The sequence below is a fragment of the Haloarcula amylolytica JCM 13557 genome (assembly GCF_000336615.1).
Classification (GTDB): Archaea; Halobacteriota; Halobacteria; order Halobacteriales; family Haloarculaceae; genus Haloarcula; species Haloarcula amylolytica.
In genome coordinates this window covers 236,291-256,136 of sequence record NZ_AOLW01000035.1, presented here as the reverse complement: position 1 = coordinate 256,136, position 19,846 = coordinate 236,291, and the positions used below count along the sequence as shown (strand labels likewise).

The following is a 19,846-nucleotide window of genomic DNA, read 5'->3' as shown; positions in this document are numbered from 1 at the left end:
AGAGTCAGCGTGACGGCGGTTCCAGATACCGGCTGTTCGGCCCAGTTCAGTCGTCTGCGGCCGCAGGGGCAGTCGGTTCCGTACGGTCGGCTTCGGACAGCGCAGACACAGGCGACCACTCCAGATCACGCTCGTACTCGAAAGCGCTGTGGTCCTGCGTGGGGTCGACGACAGTCACCGAGAGCCAGTTGTTGTCGAGCAAGTCCATCAGTTCCGTATGGTCGGCGAGAACGTCGTTGACGCGGGCGACCGGCGCGTGGATGACCGTCGAGAGGCGGAGCGGCTGATGGTGTAGGTCGTCGTCGGCAGCCATGAGGGACTGCAGCGGGAGGCCGGTCATCAGGTCGCCGCCGTTGCCCTGATAGACGCCGACGTTGCCGACGGGGTTGTGGGTCACCTTCGACCCGCTGCCGTAGACGGCGTTGTCAACCGTCGAGAAGTAGTACTGGGTGTTGATCCACTGCGTGACGACCATCGGGCCGGTGAGTATCGCTTCCAGCGCCTCGCCGTCGGGGTCGGCCGACCAGTCATATGAATGAAGGAACGTGCGGCCATCGAGGTCGACATCGCTCGTCAGTTCGCGGGGACCGACGACAAAGCCGGCGTTGCCGGCCAGACCCCACTCGGGGCGGGTCTCGGCCCAGTCGGCGGCGCGGCGTTCCGTCTCGGTGACCCCTGATGAGGTGTCGGCACCCATCGACTCGGCACGCTCGGCGGCCGCGTTCTCGCGGGCGGTGGTGAGGTCGGCGCGCAGCTGATCGAGAGAAGCGGCGTGGCTTTCGGGCACGTCGCTGTCGTACAGCGCCACTTCGTCGGTCGTCGTGTTGTGTTCGCCGGCGAGGAAGACGGTGTCTTCGGGGATTTCGAAACCGCGGTCACGAAGCGCGGTCCTGACATCGGTGTCGTTGCAAATCGCCGCCAGCACGCGGGCGTTCGGGCCGCCGGGGTTGCCGGCGCAGGCCCCACAGTCCAGACTCGAATCGTAGGGATTGTTGGTTGTCTCACTGGCGTGCCCGGTGAAGACGACGAGGCGGCTGAACGTCTCCCAGCCCATCAGGTCGAACGCGGTGGCGGCGTACTCGACTTTCTCGTCGGTGGTCAGCCCCACCGGCAGATCACCGGCGTAGGTGTGCTGGTGGTGGACGAGCGGGTCACAGAACTCGTGTTCGTCGGGGACCGTACCGTCAGCCGCGTCGAATAGCTCCTGCACGCGTCCGGGGACAAGCGTGCGGGCCGCGAGCGCGAGGCCGTAGCCGCTGCCGGCGGTCTCGACGAAGCCGTAGGCCGTGGCGGCGTTGGCCTCCAGCGTCTCGATGATTTCGTCGGCGGTCTCACGGACGCCCCACAAGCGGTCGTGGCGCTCCCGGGTGTCGTCGTCGGTCGGAACGTCGGCGATGCGGTGTTGTAGTTCGAGAATCGGCGGGCAAGCGTCGACCGACACGTCGGCGTCGTATCCCTGGTACTCCATCGGAACCCCGAAGAAACCGGCGTACCCATGGGTCTCGTAGTCGCCCGCGGCCTCGATGTGACGGCGGATGATCTCCGAGCGCGTGTCGATACAGAAGACCATCTGTGCGTCCGGGCGGCCCGATTTGTCACTGTCGGCGAGCGACTGGCTCTCCGCGGCGACGGTCTCGACGAGGTCGCCGCGGTAGGTCGCCTCCCAGGCGCGCAGGAACGCCCCGGCGAGTTCGGCGGCCGGGTCCGGGTCGATGCTGTCGTTCGAGGGGGCGATGTCAGCACCGACGGCATCGAGCAGAGCCAGACGCGCCGCGAGGTACCCCGCCAGTGAAATCGGGTACGCCGACTGCCACGCCCCCTCGTCGTCGGCACGCTGCTTGATGAGTCCCGTCCAGCCCGGGAGAGCGGCCAGTTGCTCCTCGAAAATGGGCACCCACTGGCTCTCCGGGTACGGCGCAAGCACGGTTTCGATGGCCTCGGTCGGTGCCTCGGGCAGGTCAGCGATGACCCCCTCGTCGGGGATTTCGCTGTCGTGCTCGGCCACTCCGCGGAAAGCGGTGTAGAACCCCGCTTCGCGGTTCGGCATCGACCAGTGGGCGCTCCCCTCGTCGAGGAACGCCGACAGCCACTTCGTCAGCACCTGGTCGACGCGGTCCGTGGTGGTGTCGGAATCGCTTTTCGAGGCATCGGTCGCTGTGGCCATCCGGTCGAGCAGTACCTCGGGGTCGTTCTCGTAGCCGGCCTCGGAGAGTTCCGCGTCGAGAATCTCCGGGTCTATCTGGCCGCGTTGTAGCGCCGCACGGAACGTCTCCGCGCTGGGGTAGCCACGGCCGCCCAACAGGTCGGCTGCCTGCGTGACTGCCTCACTGAACGGCTGGTCCTCGAACCCCGCGAGGGGGTTTGCCGTCACGAACGAGTGGATGGGCCAGAGGGAGCCGACGGTGGTCGCTGCGGTGTCGATACTGTCGTGGATGGTGGATTCAGTACTCATTGTAGTCCTCCGTAGCAGTGAGCACAGTGTCGGCTGCCGGTTGACCGGCGTTCAGCAGCGCCACGTAGAGGCACTGGCTGCGCTCGTGAACCCCGGTCTCGATGCCGGTGTAGATGCCGACGAAGACGACGGCGATAATGCCGTGGAGCAGGGTCAGTTCGGTCGTTGCCGGGCTGACAGGCATGAGCCCCGAGACGCCCGTATAGACCGCGGCGTAGATGACGATAGCCGGGAAGAAGACCACTGGGACGGCCCCGTAGCGGGTCGCCGTCGGAAGCGAGGTGTGCTGTACGGCGCTACGGGCCGCGTGGAGCGTCGTGAACACCACAAAGAACGTCAGTAGGAGGCCGCTGTCGACCTTCGTCCCTTTCCCCGTCAGCACCGCGAACACTGCGCCGCCGGCGATGCCGGTCAGCAGTGTGACGATGACGCCGATGATGCTCGTCGTCGTTCCTACCGTGTGTGGCGTTCCCTCGCTGGGGCTAGTGTGTTCAACCTGTCCGCCAGCGCTGAGGAACTGATAGGCCTTGTAGAAGCCGTGGAGGATGAGATGGGTGATAGCAGCCCCGAAGAAGCCGAGACCGGCCTGCATGATCATGAATCCCATCTGGCCGACCGTCGAACAGCCGAGTTTGCCCTTGATATCCGTCTGGACCGATTTCAGGAGTTTCCCGCCGATAGCGCTTGCACCGCCGACGGCGACGATTGCGAGCATGAGCGCAGGGTCGACAGTGATGACCGACGCGAAGCGGGTCAACAGGATGCCGCCGGCGTTGACGAATCCAGCGTGCATCAGCGCCGAGGCGGGCGTCGGTGCGGTCATCGAGGAGAGGAGCCAGCCATGGAACGGGAGCAGGGCGGACTGAATCATCGCTGCGAGCACGAGCGCGCCGGCGGCGACCAGCCACACCGGGCCACCGAGTGCGTCGGCAGCCGCCGTAACTCCGGTGACTGTGGTCGCATCGGTCGTCCACCACAGCGCCGTCAGCGCGACAGCGAGGAGCGCGCTGCTGGCGAGGAAGTACTTGCGGGCGACCGTCGCAGCCGCCTGTGCCTGGTCCCAGCCGCTGACGATGCCGATGAGTTTCGCCATCAGTAATCCCATCGCGATCCACAGCGCCCCGAACAGGGCAAGGTGGTCAGCCGCGACCAGCCCCATCACGACCACCGTGAAACCGAATACGGTGGCGAAAAAGCCCGTTTTGAGGCGACTGCCTGCCAGGTAGCGGCGCGAGTAGCTGTGAACGATACCGCTGAAGAAGGTGACGACCACCCACATCAGAACTGTCAGTCCGTCGACGGCGACAACGCCGGGAATCTCCCATGCGAACCCGGTTCGGATTCGGACGGCAAGCACAGCAATGCTCGCGGCCACCATCGACCACACGAGCCATGTGAGTGCGACGGGCACGAACGGCGATTTAGCCGTCGTGTCCGGGAGTGATCCAACCGTCGTCGTTGAGTTGCGTCCTGACATCGTTGTTCGTGACCGATCACGGTAATCACGGGACGTGATTGACCGATTATGGTTGTCTTCACCCCTAGTGCGAACGGACTGGTTATTAAATCCTTCTATACTACCAATTTGTTCCTAAAATAGTAGATTATAGAACATTATGGTCCTGTTGTCGATGCTCCGGCGAAAACCACTGCCAATGGGTTAGGAAGGTACATCGCGGCCTGTCGCGGCAAAGTTCTTCAAAGACAAATGGCCTGCTCACACGGACATCGGTTCGGCTGCTGAGGACTAATCGGGTATCGAGACGGGAGGGGATTACCAAACTGTTCAGTGGACCGTTAGAGAACTCAGTTCGTCATCGAAGCTGGCGCAATCGCTCACATACGCCGTCCCGCCGTGTAGTCACGGGTACGCAGGTGTCCGGGACACGACCGTGCGACAGCAGTTCCGTCCGCAGCTACCTCTCGTTCTCGGAATCGAACTTACCGAAGGGCGTCGTCTCGTGGCTCCGGACGAGTACTTCGTCGGCCACCGTCAGGCCCATATCGAGAAGTGCCTGCGCGACCGGCGTGATATCGCTATCCGATTCACCGACAGCCGTCACGAGGAGGTTCTCCTCCCCGGTGACCAGTTCCTGTACCGACACCACACCGTCTATATCGAGGATTTCGGGGATTAAATCGCCTCGTTCGGGAATCGACGCAGTGCAGTAGAGCAGCATTCGGAGCGGATAGCCCGCCTGCTGATAGTCGACGTCAGCGCTGTAGCCTTTGATGACCTCGCTGGCCTCGAGATGGTTGATGCGCTTGCGGACGGTGCTGTCGGACGTATCGGTTCGCTCTGCGATGTCCCCGGACGACATGTTTCGAGCATCCTCCTGTAATGCGTACAGAATCGCTCTGTCCACGTCGTCGATTTCCTCGTCAGCCATACCAGTGTGTCTACAGCAAGGACACTTTACTGTTGTACGTTCCCACGATCCGCTGTTGTCGCTACCAGCCATAGCCGAGAGGTTTCAGCTGCTCCCGATACAGTCGCGATTCGATGCCCATCCATGATTCCGGCATAACAGTAGGGAATTTCGATGCCGATAGACAGGCGTGGCTGTAACACAAACAGCTCGGTGGAAGCCGGCGTCGTGAATCTGAAGCGTATGTGGGCTACTGATTCGGTGTCGTATAGAAGCAGAAGACAAGTTACAGCGATATCTCCCAGTAGACGCACTACTGAACAGCAGTTCGGAATCCATGACAACGCCCCGTTTTAAGGTGTGCCTAAATTCCGAAGCAGTTATATATTTTTAGGCAGGCCTAATCATTATGTCGAGAGATGATACGAATCACGAAGGTCCAACGAGACGTGACTACATGAAGTACAGCGGCGCGGTGGTGAGCGGGGGCTTGCTGGCGGGCTGTGCAGGTCAGTCCGGACCCGAATCAACTCCGGCCGAGAAGAGTACGGGAAGTGAGTCAGGCTCGTCGAACGAATCAACGTCGGAGGACGGGAGATACTCGGTTACAATGTCGCCAATGGGAACCGTCGAGTTCGAAACGGTCCCCCAGAGTGTGTTCACGATACTGGGCCACCACGTAGACATGCTGGTCGCGCTTGGGCGAGGCGACGCGATCAACGCGATGCACGCGCCCGAATACCGCAAGTCGCTGTATCAGAAGTTCCTCCACCGACTCGACGGCGTCACGGTCGACTGGGATGGGCTATACTCCTCGTGGCCGCCGACCAAAGAGAAACTGTACGAACTCGATAGCGATGTCCATATAGCGGACCCAGCGAAGGTTGCCACGGCCGAGGGATGGGACGACAGTAGCCTCGAAGAGATAGGCTCGAACGTCGGCCCGTGGTTCGGGAACACGCTCAGCGGCACTCATCAGAAACCGCCATCAGGCTGGGCCGATGCGTACGAATACTACACGCTCTGGGAAATCTTCGGAAAGATCGCGCAGGTGTTTCGCGAGAGCGACCGGTACGAGGCACTCACATCGGTCCGCGAATCGATGCTGCAGACTATCAGAGCGGGCCTGCCCCCGGAACAGGAGCGGCCGAGTGCGGCTCTGGTCCTGTTCTCCACATCCGACGAGAAAATATGGGGGTACAAAATGAACCACCCGGGCTACTACGCTGCCCACACCCGCCCGCTGGGTGCTACCGATGCGTTAGCCGACGCCGTCGGTGACGAGTACGGCGACGACGGGCGGAATATCACGCTCGACTCCGAACTGCTTCTCGACGCCGACCCGGACGTGTTGCTCGTCCTCGGGCCGATGACGGGGTACCACAACCTCGACGACATTCGGTCACAACTGGCAGACGACGAGGTACTGAGAAAGATGACTGCCGTCCAAGAGGGGCGGATATACGCTCAGGGTGCCCGTCGGCAGGGTCCGATCCTGAATCTGTTCCAGACAGAAATGACAGCGAAACAACTGTACCCCGACCAGTTCGGCGAGTGGCCGGGCTACGTCGACGGCGAGCCATACCCCGAACTCCCCGTCGAGGAACAGCTGTTCGACCGCCAGCGCGTCGCTGACATAATCACGGGTGAGGGACAGTGACTGACCCCGATAGAACGACGCTTGAACAGCCGACACGCAGAGATTATATCAAGGGTGCCGGGCTGATCGCGGGCGGCAGTTTGCTCGCCGGGTGTTCGAGCAACTCCGCCACGGACTCCACTGCGACTGAGCCAACGGAGACAACCGGGACCCCAACAGCGACTGAGACTGAATCATACACCGTCAATATGGAGCCAGTGGGCGACGTTACGTTCCAGACGGTTCCCGAGCGGTGGCTCCCTTACGGTGGCACTTACGCCGATATGGGCGTGGCACTCGGACAAGCCGATGGCCTCACAGGTATCGGCGGGGCGGACCGCTACTACACGTACGTCTACGACGAGCTTCCCGGTGTGTCCGTCGACCAGGAGACGATTGACGCGAATCCGGAGGTCCGAACGAAAGAGGAGTTTTACGAACTCGACAGCGACGTACACCTCTATGACCCAGAGATGCTCGTCAACTGGTTCGACTGGTCGCAGTCGGACGTCGACGAAATCGCCGAAAACGTCGCTCCGTTCATGGGGAATCTGATCTTCCGTCGCTCCGACGAGTGGCACGACTACCGGTACTACACCCTGTATCAGGCCTTCGAAAAGGTCGCCGAGGTCTTCCAAGAACAGGCTCGATACAAGGCGTTCAGACAACTACACGACGACTACATCGCGGACCTGCAGAGTCAGCTCCCGCCAGTTGATGAGCGTCCGAACGTCCTCCTTACGTTCGAGGGCACCGACGAGCCGGAGTCGTTCTCGCCCTATCGGCTGAACGACAACGGCACGAGCAAGAAGCAGTGGCGTGATCTCGGCGTCACCGACGCGCTTGCCGGAACCGATATCGAGAACCTCAGCACAACCAACCGGGGCGAGTACGACTACGAAACCCTTCTCTCAGTCGACCCAGACGTTATCCTCGTCCGCGGCCACGAGCGAAAATCTGCGACCGAGTTCCGGGAGACCGTCCTGCAGTTCATGCAGGACCACAACGTCGGGAGCCAACTGACCGCGGTACAGAACGGACGCGTGTATCGCGGTGGCTACCTCCGGCAGGGTCCGATTCACAATTTCTTCCTGACCGAACGGGCGGCCCAACAACTCTATCCCGATATCTTCGGCGACGTGACCTCCGACACCAAACTCTTCGACCGGCAGCGAATCGCCGATATCGTCACGGGTGAGTTCGAATGAGTGGCCCGGACGGAGCAACGTTCGAACGACCGACGCGGAGAGAAGTCGTGAAAGGCGGTGGTACACTCGCCCTCGGTGGACTACTCGCCGGATGTTCGGGCAACAGCAGTCAGGAATCTTCGGAAGCCGGGACCGGCGACAGGACCACGGATACCGAACCGAGCGCTACCGGGCCAGCGACTTCCGACGGAACGTATTCGGTGACGATGGAGCCAGTCGGAACCGTCGAGTTCGAAACTGTGCCCGAGACAATCGCCCCCTTCACCGCGGACTACATCGATATGCTGGTCGCGCTCGGTCACGGCGACGCAGTACAATCAATCTGGTACCGTGGACGGTACAAGACGCTGCACTACGAGGAACTCGATGGAGTGTCTATAGACCTCGACGCCCTCACACAGCTCTGGAGCGACGGCGTCTCGAAGGAGGCGTTCTACGAGATGGACGCGGATCTGCATCTCATCGATCCGCACGCACTGACACACTGGCTCAAAGCATGGGAACAGTCCGACCTCACGGAAGTCCGGGAGAACGTCGCTCCGTTTATCGGAAACCTCGTTTTCCGACAGACTGACGACTGGCACAACTACCGGTACTACAGCCTGTACGAGGCTTTCGAGAAGGTGGCTGAGATGGTTCAGGAACGGACGCGCTTCGAGGCGATCCGTTCAATCCACGACGAGCTAACCGAAACGGTGCAGGCTCGGCTCCCGGCACCAGAGGAGCGACCGAACGCCGCGCTCATGTTCGCCGGCGAGGAGCCGGAAGCGTTCACGCCGTATCGGATCAGCGGGAACGGGGCCAACAAGGAACACTTCCAAACGCTCGGAATTGCCGACGCGTTCTCGGACACCGCAATCGAGGGGTACTCCGGCTCGGAGTCGCTCGATTACGAAGCGTTGCTGGAGATAGATCCAGACTCACTCCTTCTGCGATACCATCGCGAGGGGAAGACCCGTGAGGAGTTCGAGAACTCAGTGCTCGCCCATATGAAAGAGCACGAAGTGGGCAGCCGGTTGAGGGCCGTCCAGAACGACAGGGTGTTTCGCGGCGGTCCGATCTACACCGGCCCGTTGCACAACCTATTCATGATCGAACGGTACGCGAAGTGCTACTTCCCCGAGACGTTCACAGAGGCGCAGTTGTTCGACCGAGAACGCCTCGCGAGGATTATTACAGAAGGAGTTGCCGAGTGAGAGACAGGTCCGTGCCACCGCGACACCCGCTCTCATAGGAGTGGCTGGATGTCCCCGTCGCGGTGGAAGCGGGTCATATAGCTGAATATAAATAATTACTATAATTATAGTAAACTCATAGCAGCTTCTTTTTACCCCGGCAGCGAAGCTCAGTGCTGATGACTGAAGTGACAGCAGCGACCGATTCGCGCGGCCTCGAAACCGTGCTACTCGCGATCGGTAGCCGCGACGACGCCCGCGTCGACACGCTCGTCGACGCCGTTACTGAAGTCACGGTGCCGACAGACGCGACAGTAATTATCGCACATGTGTTCGATCCGGACTCGTACCGGGAGGCGGTAGAGCAACTGCTCGAAACGCCGGACGAAAACATCGACCCGGACGAGCTGGCCGCACAGATGTCGGTCACACAGGACATCATCGACGAGCTAGAAGCCGAGTCGCTGACGACTATCCCCCGCGCGACGACTGGGACGAGTGGGGAGGGTATCGTTTCGATCGCGAGAGACGTGTCCGCCGACCGCGTGATTGTCGGCGGGCGGCAGCGCTCTCCGGCGGGGAAGGCTATCTTCGGGAGCACGGCTCAGGAGGTGATGTTGAACGCTCCGTGCCCGGTTACGTTCGTTCGCGACCGATGACCGGGCAGACTGCGCTCCGGGCCTTGCCCGACGCCGCCCGCCCCCAGTGGCTTCACCGTGGTGCGAAAAGACTTGGAAAGACTTTTACACAGATTCGAGTTCATTTTTACACAGATGTCCACAGCCACCATACGAAACGTCCTCCGCGGTGACGGCGACCGGTTCGTCTACGTCGTCTCCGCGTTAGCCGCGCTGAACGGACTGTTGTTCGGGTTCGACACCGGGATCATCTCGGGCGCGTTCCTGTTCATCCAGGACTCGTTCGTCATGTCGCCGCTCGTCGAGGGGATCATCGTCAGTGGTGCGATGGCCGGGGCCGCGGCCGGTGCGGCCGTCGGCGGCCAGTTAGCCGACCGCCTCGGTCGCCGCCGCCTCATCCTCATCGCGGCCATCGTGTTCTTCGTCGGGTCGTTCACGATGGCAGTCGCGCCGACTGTCCCCGTCCTCGTCGCCGGTCGGCTTATCGACGGCGTCGCTATCGGTTTCGCGTCGATTGTCGGCCCGCTGTACATCTCCGAAATCGCGCCGCCCAGGATTCGCGGCGGGCTCACCTCGCTCAATCAGCTCATGGTGACCACCGGAATCCTCCTCTCGTATTTCGTCAACTACGCGTTCGCCGACGCGGGCGCGTGGCGGTGGATGCTCGGTGCCGGGATGGTCCCGGCCGTCGTGCTGGCCATCGGCATCCTGAAAATGCCCGAAAGTCCACGCTGGCTGTTCGAACACGGGCGAAAAGACGAAGCCAGAGCCGTCCTCAAGCGGACGCGGTCCGGCGGCGTCGAGGAGGAACTCGGCGAGATCGAGGAGACCGTCGAGACACAGTCCGAAACCGGCGTTCGGGACCTGCTGGCTCCGTGGCTCCGTCCAGCGCTCGTTGTCGGACTGGGTCTCGCCGTATTCCAGCAGATTACCGGTATCAACGCGGTCATTTACTACGCCCCAACCATTCTCGAATCCACCGGCCTAGGAAATGTGGCTTCGATCCTTGCCACAGTCGGCATCGGGACCATCAACGTAGTGATGACCGTCGTGGCGATCCTGCTCGTCGACCGTGTCGGTCGGCGTCGACTGCTCCTCGTCGGTGTCGGTGGGATGGTCGCGACGCTCGCCGTCCTCGGTACTGTGTTCTACCTTCCCGGTCTCGGCGGGGGCCTCGGCGTCATCGCCACGATCAGTCTGATGCTGTTCGTGTCCTTCTTCGCAATCGGTCTCGGCCCGGTCTTCTGGCTCCTGATCTCTGAGATATACCCGCTTTCCGTTCGCGGGTCGGCGATGGGTGTCGTCACCGTCGCCAACTGGGGTGCGAATCTCCTCGTGTCGCTGACCTTCCCCGTCCTGACTGACGGCGTCGGAACCTCAGCGACGTTCTGGCTGTTTGGCCTCTGCAGCCTCCTAGGGCTGTTGTTCGTCTACCGCTACGTCCCCGAAACCAAGGGCCGGACGCTGGAGGCAATCGAAGACGACCTCCGGCAGAACATCTCGCTGGCTGACTGAGTCGGCCATCGGAACGGCGGGCGAATCCACCGCTCTCAGTTTTTACACCCCGAGGCGGTCCAACGCGTTGTCGAGCCTCGGGAGACCGTCTTCGCCGAAAAACCGGACGTTCTCCAGCGCGTGGAAGGCGATATACACGTCGCGCCGTTCTTCGAAGTACCGCTCGGAGAGATCTCGGTGGCGGCGGTACTCATCGTAGAACGCAGCGCCGATCGAGTCCAGTCGGTCGACGTACGCCAGGTCCACTTCAGCATGGCCGAAATATATCGCTGGGTCGAGGACGGCCCGAACAGTTCCGTCAGCTACGACAGCGTTTCCAGGGTGGATGTCGCCGTGCAACAGCGACGGCGTGGCCGGCTCGACGAGGCGAGTATCGAGCGTTTCCACCAGTCGCTGCACCCGGTCGAACTCGGTGGCTGGCAGGGCCCCAGCGTCCCGTGCAGCCCTTGCGAACGGGAGTAGTCGTCGCTCGCGGAAGAAGTCGATCCACGACTCGGTCCACGGGTTCGACTGGCTGAACGGCCCCGAAAGGGTATCGAACGGAAAGCCGAACGCGTCAGCCGAGACGTCGTGGAGAGACGCGACGTGGCGCGCGAGGTCGCGTTCGGCCCGTTCACCGAATCGGCCGTCTCCGCGGACGAACGACAGCACGAGCAGTTCCGGTTCGACGTGGAGGACGTCCGGAACGGGAAGCGGCGTGTCACGGTCGAGGTACTGAAGCATTGCCGCCTCGATTCCGAGCGGCGAGTCGTCGACTTTCACCGCCACGTCAGGACGGTCGCGAAACGACACACGGTAGACCGACCCGACTTCCCCGCCGTCGAGTGCCGTCGCGCTTTGAGCGTCGGCGTCCAGTGCGCTCGAAACACGCTGTCGCACTGTCGCCGTCAGCTGTTCCGCGCCCGTCCCGTCGTCCATAGTCGGCGTACGAGAAGGGGTCCAATAGGTCTGTTTGTCTTCTGCCTCGACAGCCAAAACGAAGCCGTTCATGACTGCAAACTCCCGGGAAGGGGCAGTGCTCGAAACGGCTGGTGACGCTACACGGACCGGTCAGCGCTGTCACCGAACTGTACGACGAGTCGTTCCGTGGCGAGGGCGTACACTGTCATCTCCGTCCCCTTCTCCGAGTACCACGTTTCGGCGGGTTCGATAAGGTCAGCTTCACAGAGACGGTCGAGGTGATAGGAGACGCTCTGGAGCGAGCGGTCGACTGCGTCCGCGATATCCGACGCGGTCCGCGGTTCGTCCCCGACCGCCCCCAGTATCTCCTGCGCGGCCTCGGACGAGAGGATCTGAAGGACGTCGGTCGGTTCGGTACCGTTGACTACGACGTTCGTCTGCTCTCGGGGTGCATAGTCAACCGGCGGGTGGTGGGGGAAGACGCTTGCCATGGATTGTAGAGGGTATTGCCGTTCGCTTCTGTTTGTTCGGCTCAATCCGAACAAACCAATCAAACAATTTAATACTTACGGAATCAATAGCCAGAGGTATGACGCAGCAGGACACGCGGCAAACAGGGCAGCCAGTTCGGATGCATGAGTGATGACGACAGCGCGGTCGCACGCGAACGCGTCATCGAATCGATGGAGCAGTCGGCCGAGGTGTACGGCCTCAGCCGAAGCGCCGGGCGCATCTACGGCGTGCTGTACTTCGCATCGGACCCGCTCTCCATCCCGGAGCTCGTCGAAGAAACGGGCTACGCGAAATCGACCGTGAGTAACGTCACGCGGACGCTATCGCGTATCGGGCTCATCCACCGCAGGTCGTCTGAGGGGGGCGGCAGGCGAGTCCGTTTCGAGGCCGAACGTGAGGTCTGGTTCATCCTGCAGGACGTGTTCCAGCAGTACATCCAACGGGAAGTCCAGACGACGCTCAGGACCATCCGCCGGGCGGAAGAGCAGGTGCTGGCAGAGACTCGCGAGCAGGAGCGCGTTCGAAATCTCCGTGAGACGTACGAAGACCTGGAGGAGATCGTACAGCTCGCGTCGGAGTACTCCGCCGCCGAACTCCGCGAGGCGCTCGAGACCTACGAGCGGTAGTCACCGCGTTACCAATAGACGGTGTACGTGCACGTATCGTCACCGTTCCGACGACACGTCTCACCCGTTTCTTCGATGAACACGAACGCGCCGACCGGCGCGTATTGCTGGGCGACACCCCGGATGAGGCCACGGTCGAACGGGCACGGATACGGGTTCTCACACGTCACCTCGCCGGTCCGCTCGCCAACGGATTCGAAGCGGTAGTGCCCGATGTCCCCGCCACGGTGATTGCGCTGGTAGGCCTCGTCTATCGACTGGAGCCCCGCCGGAACAGAGTCGAAATCGTTCGGCCAGTCAGCGACACGCGGGATCTGTTCGCCGAGCCGGTCGAGGACGTGCGGTTGCAGGTCGTCGGCAATCGTCTCGAACGCGTTCAGCCAGGCCTGTTGTGGGTACCACTCGTCGGCCGCCGGGTCGGTGATTCCCTCCGCATCGAGCGCCGTTAGCGCCCGTTCCCGGTACTCGTCTGAGAACTTCCCCATCGCCTCTTCGACTATCGTAAGTACCGTTTGCCCGTTGATTTCGACGGCGGGGTCAAACGCGACGTAGGATGCCATTCTGCCCGATGGTTCGCGGGGAAGAAAATAAAACCGACCATACACGCGGCGAACGTGGCACTTTCAGCCCGTGGAGAGGAAGCCGACCGCAGTTTTCTACTCTACTGCCTGTAGCCCAGTCTCTACAGCGCTTAGTCTTCACTCTTAACGGGTCGCCGAGGGCTGGCGGCTCCATACAGACCGTACACGACAGCCCTGCCGTTACGACGCGTCCTGTGACTGTCCGCTACGTTCAGTACGGGCGTCGGTGACCCACGACGGCCGATTCACTGTCGTCTCACCCGATTCGAACTCGAAGGAGAGGTCGTATGTTTCCGGTGCTTTCCCTGCCAATCTGCCCAGGGCGAGTTCTGCATACGTCCCCACGGACTTCGTCAGGTCCCACGTAACTGTCGCGGAGCGAACGTCAGTCGTGTCACCGACTGTTCGCACTGTCCCCGTAGCCCCGGTGACGTGGTACGTTTCCCTCCCCTCGTACCAGCCGTTTTTCGGCCTGTAGGCGGTCGCTGCCTGAGCGGTGTCGGCCTCCCGTTCGTATTCGACGATGTACAGGCTCCTGACGACTACCGACGCCGCTCCCGAGACATCGTCCGCCACATCCTCTGACTCCTGCTTGACGATGAACGTGACGGCCCCGTCAGTCCGGGTTTCCCGGAGGAGTTCCCGATCAGTATCGCTCTGGATCTGCTCTCGCCGGCGGTCGGTGCTGCCGCCGTCGTCGACGACGATACGACTGTAGACCGGGTCGCTCGGCGACGCCTGATACTGTTCGGTTCGGACATCACCCTCGTCAATGAACAGGTAGCGGCCGCCGTCAGCGGTCACAGCGCCCTCGAATTCGAGCGCTGTCTCACTGTCCGCGACAATCGCTCCCGACGCCCGGTATTCGTCGGACTCGGGGACGGTAAACCGTTCGTCAACCGGATTTTCCGCGTGTGGGCTCGCAGTACTGAATGGATACACAGCGGCGAAGGCAAGCGCGAGACAGCATAACGCTAGCACGCCGTTCAGTAGCCTCGCGGTACGGCGGTCCATATCCAAGTACCAGTACTGCCCGATAAAAGCTATTCGGAAACCGGGACTTAGACTCCGAGTTTGTCGCTACTTCTTCGGGAGGGTCGCGATGAACTCGTTCGGACCGATGCGGTCGACAGTGTAGTTCTCGGCGTCGAACGATTGTCGCTCCGCAGCCATCTGGTGATAAAGAGGCGTCGGCTCGTGGTCGTTGACTATCGTCAGTGCCTCTCCGCTGTCCAGTTCCTCGAACGCATCGAAGATTTTCGGATGACGCTTCGGCGGTGGAATCTCTCGGAGATCGAGTTGCTGTGCTGCCATGCGATCTATCTGTCGCTAGCTGCCGTAGAGAGCCTTTGTGCGAATATATTCAGAGCAGGACTCCGACAGCGATACCACGGGGCCCGCATTCGGTTACGTCGACCGCGTTACCGATACATTCCGGTTGATTGTGTCCTATTCGTCGTCACGGACGGCTGCTTTTGCAGTTCAGGCCTGCTGATACCGCGTCGACCACTTCGGTAACGACCGACGGTAAAGGCCGACGCCGATCGCGCCCAGGACGCCACCAGACCCACCGAGCGCGGCAAGCAGGGGCCCGGACAGCGGTGAGATGGCGAACCCGGCGATGAGGATCGGGACCAGCGGGAGGACCATTGCCGCGCCGAAAACAGCGAACAGGGCCGTGTCGAAGAGGAACTCGTTCGGAGAGAGGCCGGTGAGGTACACGGTGGTGCCGAAGATGTAGCAGGCGACACCGACGAGCAGGACGGCCCCGACGACCGCCTCGGCGACCGGCCCGCCACGCCAGGCCAGTGCGAGTCCGTAGAACGCGAGTCCGACCAGCGGGCCGAGCAGGAGGAACGCCCGGAACTTCCCCGCGAAAACGGCGTTCACAGAGAGGGGATGGGCGAAGTACAGGGTAACGTCATCGGATTGCGTGAGCCAGTTATACGTCGTAAATCCCGAGAGCCCGAGAATCGCACCGAACGAGATTCCGGTCGACGGTGGCACGCCCGTTATCTGGCCGGCGAAATCGACCAGCGCGGCGGTGACACCAAACAGCACCGCCGCCGAGAAGAGGACCTTCCCGAACCCGCCTGCGCTCCGGTGGATGTCGAGCAGGCTCTTCGTTGCGACTGGGTCACCGATCCGCCGCCACCACCGGCGGAAGGCCGGTTCGACTGTTCGAGCAGAGCGAGGCGCGGTCGCGTCAAAGGTGAGAGCCCCGAGCAGAAAGACGCCGAGGATGACGGTCGCTGTCACGCCGACCCGCAGGGGAGTCTGAGCGAGAAACAGGCCGTAGGGGGTGTAGGAGACGACATCGACACCGCTGGACAGCGCTGCACCGACTCCGACGAGTGGGGCCGCAAGTAGCGCCAGACCGGGAACGCCGCGGCCGGCGAGACCGAGGGCCGCAATCGTCGTACCCATCCCGAGGACGAACGTCAGTGCCAGGGTCGTCCACAGGAGGGAGACAGTCGCAGCGACGAGGAGAGGCCCGGCGACGCCGTGGACTGCAAGCACCGTTCCCAGAGAGATCGGCAGCAGAAACAGCACTGCGTAGTAGACACTGTCCTTGACGACGAACAGCCCCAGCAGCGTGTTCTGTGACAGCGGGAGCGTGCGGGCAGAGAACACCAGCAGCGTCACGTCACCGAGAAGGTTCCGGAGGGCATCCCGTCCCACAAATCCGAGAGACCCCGTGTGGAGACCGAAGACGAACACCAGTGCGTGGAGCCCGGCGAACACGGTTTTCGGTTCGGTCCCGGTAACAGCGAGAAGCTTGGCTGCGCCGCCAACGAGCAGGCAGACGAACACCGGAAACAGGGAGAAGTGACTGCCGCCGAAGAGCCGGCTGTGGAGTCGCCACTCCTCGCGGAGCATCTCGACGAACACCCTGCGCGCCCGTCCGTCACTCATGTGTCAGCGGGTTGGCTCCCCGGTCCACTGTTGCGTCGACGTTGTCCAGAAACACGTCGAGGAGCGTCACGTCGGCGTCGAGTTCCGCCGGACGGACGTCGGCGACGAGGTCGCCGCCGTACATGATGCCGACCCGCGAACAGAGTTCGGCGGCGACGTCTACGTCGTGCGTGGTGACGACGATCGTGTTGCCGGCGTCCCGATACGAACGCAGGAATCGCTTGACCCGCTCCTGAACGATCGGGTCGAGGTTCGCCAGCGGTTCGTCGATGAACACGACGTCCGGTTCGTGGAAGAACGCGCCGGCGATCATCACTTTCTGCTGTTGGCCCCGCGAAAGGTCCGAGGACAGCGTGTCGAGTTTGGCGGTAAAGCCGAGGCGGTCGGCCCACGACTCGGTCTGCTCGGTCACCGCCTGGTCGGGCATACCCCGGATAGCACCGACGAAGTCGAAGTACTCGCGCGGCGTCATGAAACTCGGCGGTGACTCCTTCTCCGGGAGGATTCCCGCCCGTTCACGGACCGCTGTTGGCTGCGTCGCTGGGTCGACACCGAGTACCGCCGCCTGTCCACCGTCCGGACTAAGCTGCCCGGTGAGTATTTCCATTGTCGTGGTCTTGCCAGCGCCATTGGGACCAAGCAACCCGAAGAACTCACCGTCGTCGATACTGAGCGAGAGGTCCGCTATCGCGGTCACGTCGCCGTACGACTTCCTGAGCGACTCGATCTCGATTGCTGTCACGGCGTTCTGCCTACCATCGTGGTTCTGTCGGTATAAGCTGTTATACTGAATAAGAGCATCTCAGATAATCTACCAATGGTTTCGCCGAGACGTACATCTAAAAGGCGGTACAATTGTCAGAGCGGTATTGGTCGAAGAGTCACCCGTCGTCCGTGTTGGTGTAACTGTTGTTTGAGTAATCGAAGGCTCTTAACACATGACAGGATAGATATGTTATATGGTCCCGCGCCGACTCCGCCATCTCGCCCTCCTCTGTCTGGTCTGTGCACCGCTCCTTGCCGCCGCCATGCCCGCCGGGGCAGCACCCCCGCCGCGGCCGCTGTGTGACGCCTGTGGCGAGTCGTTCGAATCGACGGCCGAATCCCACGGCGTCTCGGTCACTGTCACCCACAGCAACGCAACCGTCGCCGTCACCGATAACGGAAGCGCAACGTGGGTCGTCCACAACCGCCTGTCTAACTCAGATGGAGTTGCACGTCTCCGGGCGAACGAGAGCCTCCGGACCGCTATCGCCGACAGAGCGATGTGGGACACCGAGCTTCTGAGCGCGAACGTCTCCGGCGACGGCGTCATAACGCTGCGCTACCGTGAGACCGACTTCGCCGAGGGGTCTGTCGGCGGGGCGGTCCGCACTGGCGAGTTTACTGAAGCTTACGGGTATCGAAACCTCGACGGCCTCGGTGCCGACCGGCTTGTCGTCATTGCCCCTGATGGGATGCGCGTCGGGCGGGCCATCGACGGCGCGACCGTCTCGGACGACGGCCAGCGGATGACGATGACCGAACTGAACGACGGGCGTGTCGTGACGTTCGTCCCCCGTGACACGGCCTTTGGGCCGGTGTTGAGTCTCCTCGCGGTCGGAACACTTCTCGGTCCCGTGATGGCGGTGAAGGCGCTCGCATACATCACGCTCCCCGCAGCGGTGTTTACCCTCTTGATCGGCGCTGCCGCCGGAGGGGTCTCCTGGCTCGATTGGGACTTCAAACGAGTCCGGGACTCCGCGGGCGTCGCATTCGCCGGTTTCGGCGCGCTCGCGACTGCCCTGTCGCTGCTTGGAGCGACGGGCGTTTTGCGGTTAGGTGGGATAGCGGCACCGCTGTTCGGTGGTGGCACTGCGCTGTTCGTGTGTGGAATCGCACTTTCACAGCGGCGTGTCCGTGAGCGTGCGAGCTATCGTGCGGTCGTTGGCGGTGCAGTAGTCGGAGCGGGCATCGCGCTGGGAGCGACGATAGCGGTAGCGCCGATGGTCGTCGCTGACGGATTCACGCCCCCGGTGTCGGCGCTGTTAGTTCTTGGACCCGCGTTCGTGCTTCTCCCGGCCGGGTACGCAGTCGGCCACGGGAACCGTCGGCTAGCGATGAAAACGGCCGCTATCGGGTTCGTACTGTCGATGCTACCGGTACTCCCGGTGCTGCCTACGCCGTTCGGACTGGGCGTGCTTTTCATCCCAGTCGTCACAGCCAGCGCCGCCGCCGTTGCTATCGTCGGCCTGCCGATTTTCCTTGCCGGCGTCTCGCTCGGTAGTCCACCGTCTGACTTGTGACCAGTTCGCTGGCTGGGGTCGTTGCAAGGACTATCCTCGGTTCGACCCGAATAGACTGACATAGACGTGTCACGTAGGCAGGACTGTAGCCGTGCCCTGATTTGTTCGACCGGACAGACCGTGCTATCTTGTATTATGGTTGGGATGCTGGAACATTTTTCGACAGCGCCTCCAAGTAGCTACTCTTATAAGTGTGGCTGCCGGAAAACCTGTGTAGGCGGCCACAGCGGTGGGGTTGCCTCCCGTACCCATCCCGAACACGGAAGATAAGCCCACCAGCGTTCCGGCGAGTACTGGAGTGCGCGAGCCTCTGGGAAATCCGGTTCGCCGCCACCATTCATATCTATTCATACGAACTGACGAGCGACGCAACTTCGCTGTAGTCGTCTTTCGTCCCGGAGACGTGTAAAAGATCGCAGGGGTCGACAGTCAGCGGCCTCAAACTCATCTGCGTGGTAACATTAGTCAAGGGTACTGTCTGGTAGATACGGGACGTGTTCCGCCCGCCAACCGCTATCAAGTACTTGCAGATCGGCGAACGCCGGCTCAGCGAAGAACAGGCACAGCGCGAGTACACCGAAGCGACGGTCGTGTTCATCCTCTGGATTACGGCTCGTCATCGGTGTTGCGGTCCTACTCCGCGTTCTCTCACCGGCTCACCCACTCGAATACGTCATTTTCGATGTGATGAGCTCACAGAGCAACGTCGGCCTCAGCAGTGGCATCACTGGGCCAGCGATGCCCGACACTGCGAAGGCCATGCTGACACTCAATATGTTGGTCAGCCGACTCGAAATCATCCCCATCGCCGTACTGATCGGGTCGGTCCTACAGCGACTCGATCTGTACCGACGCGGGTGATTGCTGTTTTGCGTTTCGGGTGTCGATCATAGCTGATCTGAAGCCGTGGTCTGGAATAGAACGCTAGCGCACACCGACTTTTCTCCAGACGACCCCGACCTTCTCGTCGAAGGTGCTGTCGAGGCTGGTGTGTTGGAACAGGAGCGATTCGCTGCACAGGTACATGGG

General features: G+C 61.9%; 17 protein-coding genes, 1 rRNA gene and 1 pseudogene. 9 read left to right on the top strand and 10 right to left on the bottom strand.

What is annotated here, in order from left to right; translation table 11 throughout:
* Positions 1-46: 46 nt before the first annotated feature.
* The 3 genes from C442_RS15135 to C442_RS15125 all read right to left on the bottom strand — a co-directional run bounded on the left by C442_RS15135 (position 47) and on the right by C442_RS15125 (position 4,842).
* Complete coding sequence (locus C442_RS15135; protein WP_008311922.1) at positions 47-2,452, bottom strand: DUF2309 domain-containing protein; 2,406 nt, start codon at positions 2,450-2,452, stop codon at positions 47-49.
* Positions 2,442-3,929 (bottom strand): proton-conducting transporter transmembrane domain-containing protein, encoded by a 1,488-nt coding sequence (locus tag C442_RS15130; protein ID WP_008311921.1) that lies wholly within the window; start codon positions 3,927-3,929, stop codon positions 2,442-2,444. Before C442_RS15130 ends, C442_RS15135 begins: the two co-directional genes overlap by 11 nt.
* Positions 3,930-4,368: 439 nt before the next feature.
* The gene (locus tag C442_RS15125) at positions 4,369-4,842 is read right to left on the bottom strand and encodes an Lrp/AsnC family transcriptional regulator (protein ID WP_008311919.1); all 474 of its coding nucleotides are present in this window, start codon (positions 4,840-4,842) and stop codon (positions 4,369-4,371) included.
* A gap of 598 nt (positions 4,843-5,440) precedes the next feature.
* Here C442_RS15125 and C442_RS15120 point away from each other — a divergent pair.
* The 5 genes from C442_RS15120 (at position 5,441) to C442_RS15100 (ending at position 10,996) form a co-directional block, all read left to right on the top strand.
* Entirely contained in the window at positions 5,441-6,481 is a 1,041-nt protein-coding gene (locus tag C442_RS15120; protein ID WP_049943023.1) for an ABC transporter substrate-binding protein, read from the top strand.
* On the top strand, positions 6,478-7,668 hold the full coding sequence (locus C442_RS15115) for an ABC transporter substrate-binding protein (protein ID WP_008311915.1): 1,191 nt from the start codon (positions 6,478-6,480) through the stop codon (positions 7,666-7,668). Before C442_RS15120 ends, C442_RS15115 begins: the two co-directional genes overlap by 4 nt.
* Complete coding sequence (locus C442_RS15110; RefSeq protein WP_008311914.1) at positions 7,665-8,864, top strand: ABC transporter substrate-binding protein; 1,200 nt, start codon at positions 7,665-7,667, stop codon at positions 8,862-8,864. The genes C442_RS15115 and C442_RS15110 overlap by 4 nt, the downstream gene beginning before the upstream one ends.
* 158 nt (positions 8,865-9,022) lie before the next feature.
* Entirely contained in the window at positions 9,023-9,502 is a 480-nt protein-coding gene (locus C442_RS15105; RefSeq protein WP_008311912.1) for a universal stress protein, read from the top strand.
* A gap of 114 nt (positions 9,503-9,616) precedes the next feature.
* A complete protein-coding gene (locus C442_RS15100) occupies positions 9,617-10,996 on the top strand; it encodes a sugar porter family MFS transporter (protein WP_008311910.1) in 1,380 nt (459 codons plus the stop codon).
* Between the two features lie 42 nt (positions 10,997-11,038).
* Here the strand turns inward: C442_RS15100 and C442_RS15095 are convergent, their stop codons facing one another.
* The gene (locus C442_RS15095; RefSeq protein ID WP_049943022.1) at positions 11,039-11,914 is read right to left on the bottom strand and encodes a fructosamine kinase family protein; all 876 of its coding nucleotides are present in this window, start codon (positions 11,912-11,914) and stop codon (positions 11,039-11,041) included.
* A gap of 119 nt (positions 11,915-12,033) precedes the next feature.
* Positions 12,034-12,387 carry an ArsR/SmtB family transcription factor gene (locus C442_RS15090; protein WP_008311905.1) on the bottom strand — a complete coding sequence of 118 codons (354 nt, stop codon included), beginning with the start codon at positions 12,385-12,387 and terminating at the stop codon, positions 12,034-12,036.
* Between the two features lie 144 nt (positions 12,388-12,531).
* Between C442_RS15090 and C442_RS15085 the strand changes: the two genes are divergently transcribed.
* Complete coding sequence (locus C442_RS15085; RefSeq protein WP_008311903.1) at positions 12,532-13,035, top strand: GbsR/MarR family transcriptional regulator; 504 nt, start codon at positions 12,532-12,534, stop codon at positions 13,033-13,035.
* Positions 13,036-13,043: 8 nt separating this feature from the next.
* Here C442_RS15085 and C442_RS15080 read toward each other — a convergent pair whose 3' ends face one another.
* From C442_RS15080 to C442_RS15060, 5 genes are all read right to left on the bottom strand, one after another.
* Complete coding sequence (locus tag C442_RS15080; protein WP_008311902.1) at positions 13,044-13,595, bottom strand: hypothetical protein; 552 nt, start codon at positions 13,593-13,595, stop codon at positions 13,044-13,046.
* A 201-nt stretch (positions 13,596-13,796) separates the two neighbouring features.
* Entirely contained in the window at positions 13,797-14,630 is an 834-nt protein-coding gene (locus C442_RS15075; protein ID WP_008311901.1) for a hypothetical protein, read from the bottom strand.
* Between the two features lie 66 nt (positions 14,631-14,696).
* Positions 14,697-14,930, bottom strand: coding sequence for a DUF2249 domain-containing protein (locus tag C442_RS15070; protein WP_008311900.1), 234 nt, complete (start codon positions 14,928-14,930; stop codon positions 14,697-14,699).
* A gap of 168 nt (positions 14,931-15,098) precedes the next feature.
* The gene (locus C442_RS15065) at positions 15,099-16,532 is read right to left on the bottom strand and encodes a hypothetical protein (RefSeq protein ID WP_008311898.1); all 1,434 of its coding nucleotides are present in this window, start codon (positions 16,530-16,532) and stop codon (positions 15,099-15,101) included.
* Positions 16,525-17,274, bottom strand: a complete 750-nt coding sequence (locus tag C442_RS15060; protein WP_008311897.1) for an ABC transporter ATP-binding protein — start codon at positions 17,272-17,274, stop codon at positions 16,525-16,527. The genes C442_RS15065 and C442_RS15060 overlap by 8 nt, the downstream gene beginning before the upstream one ends.
* A 217-nt stretch (positions 17,275-17,491) precedes the next feature.
* On the opposite strand from C442_RS15060, the gene C442_RS15055 reads away from it, so the two are divergent.
* The 3 genes and pseudogenes from C442_RS15055 to C442_RS23100 form a co-directional block, all read left to right on the top strand.
* On the top strand, positions 17,492-18,817 hold the full coding sequence (locus C442_RS15055) for a hypothetical protein (protein WP_008311893.1): 1,326 nt from the start codon (positions 17,492-17,494) through the stop codon (positions 18,815-18,817).
* A gap of 213 nt (positions 18,818-19,030) precedes the next feature.
* A 5S ribosomal RNA gene (gene rrf / locus C442_RS15050) occupies positions 19,031-19,153 on the top strand.
* A gap of 83 nt (positions 19,154-19,236) precedes the next feature.
* Positions 19,237-19,678: pseudogene (locus tag C442_RS23100) on the top strand (potassium transporter TrkG); the annotation flags it as partial.
* Between the last annotated feature and the right edge of the window lie 168 nt (positions 19,679-19,846).

Coding starts and splice junctions, on each gene's coding strand:
- C442_RS15080 (WP_008311902.1), bottom strand. CDS start 13,595: ATGGCATCCTACGTCGCGTTTGACCCCGCCGTCGAAATCAACGGGCAA.
- C442_RS15135 (WP_008311922.1), bottom strand. CDS start 2,452: ATGAGTACTGAATCCACCATCCACGACAGTATCGACACCGCAGCGACC.
- C442_RS15105 (WP_008311912.1), top strand. CDS start 9,023: ATGACTGAAGTGACAGCAGCGACCGATTCGCGCGGCCTCGAAACCGTG.
- C442_RS15070 (WP_008311900.1), bottom strand. CDS start 14,930: ATGGCAGCACAGCAACTCGATCTCCGAGAGATTCCACCGCCGAAGCGT.
- C442_RS15055 (WP_008311893.1), top strand. CDS start 17,492: ATGGTCCCGCGCCGACTCCGCCATCTCGCCCTCCTCTGTCTGGTCTGT.
- C442_RS15100 (WP_008311910.1), top strand. CDS start 9,617: ATGTCCACAGCCACCATACGAAACGTCCTCCGCGGTGACGGCGACCGG.
- C442_RS15065 (WP_008311898.1), bottom strand. CDS start 16,532: ATGAGTGACGGACGGGCGCGCAGGGTGTTCGTCGAGATGCTCCGCGAG.
- C442_RS15120 (WP_049943023.1), top strand. CDS start 5,441: ATGGGAACCGTCGAGTTCGAAACGGTCCCCCAGAGTGTGTTCACGATA.
- C442_RS15110 (WP_008311914.1), top strand. CDS start 7,665: ATGAGTGGCCCGGACGGAGCAACGTTCGAACGACCGACGCGGAGAGAA.
- C442_RS15075 (WP_008311901.1), bottom strand. CDS start 14,630: ATGGACCGCCGTACCGCGAGGCTACTGAACGGCGTGCTAGCGTTATGC.
- C442_RS15090 (WP_008311905.1), bottom strand. CDS start 12,387: ATGGCAAGCGTCTTCCCCCACCACCCGCCGGTTGACTATGCACCCCGA.
- C442_RS15125 (WP_008311919.1), bottom strand. CDS start 4,842: ATGGCTGACGAGGAAATCGACGACGTGGACAGAGCGATTCTGTACGCA.
- C442_RS15130 (WP_008311921.1), bottom strand. CDS start 3,929: ATGTCAGGACGCAACTCAACGACGACGGTTGGATCACTCCCGGACACG.
- C442_RS15085 (WP_008311903.1), top strand. CDS start 12,532: ATGAGTGATGACGACAGCGCGGTCGCACGCGAACGCGTCATCGAATCG.
- C442_RS15095 (WP_049943022.1), bottom strand. CDS start 11,914: ATGGACGACGGGACGGGCGCGGAACAGCTGACGGCGACAGTGCGACAG.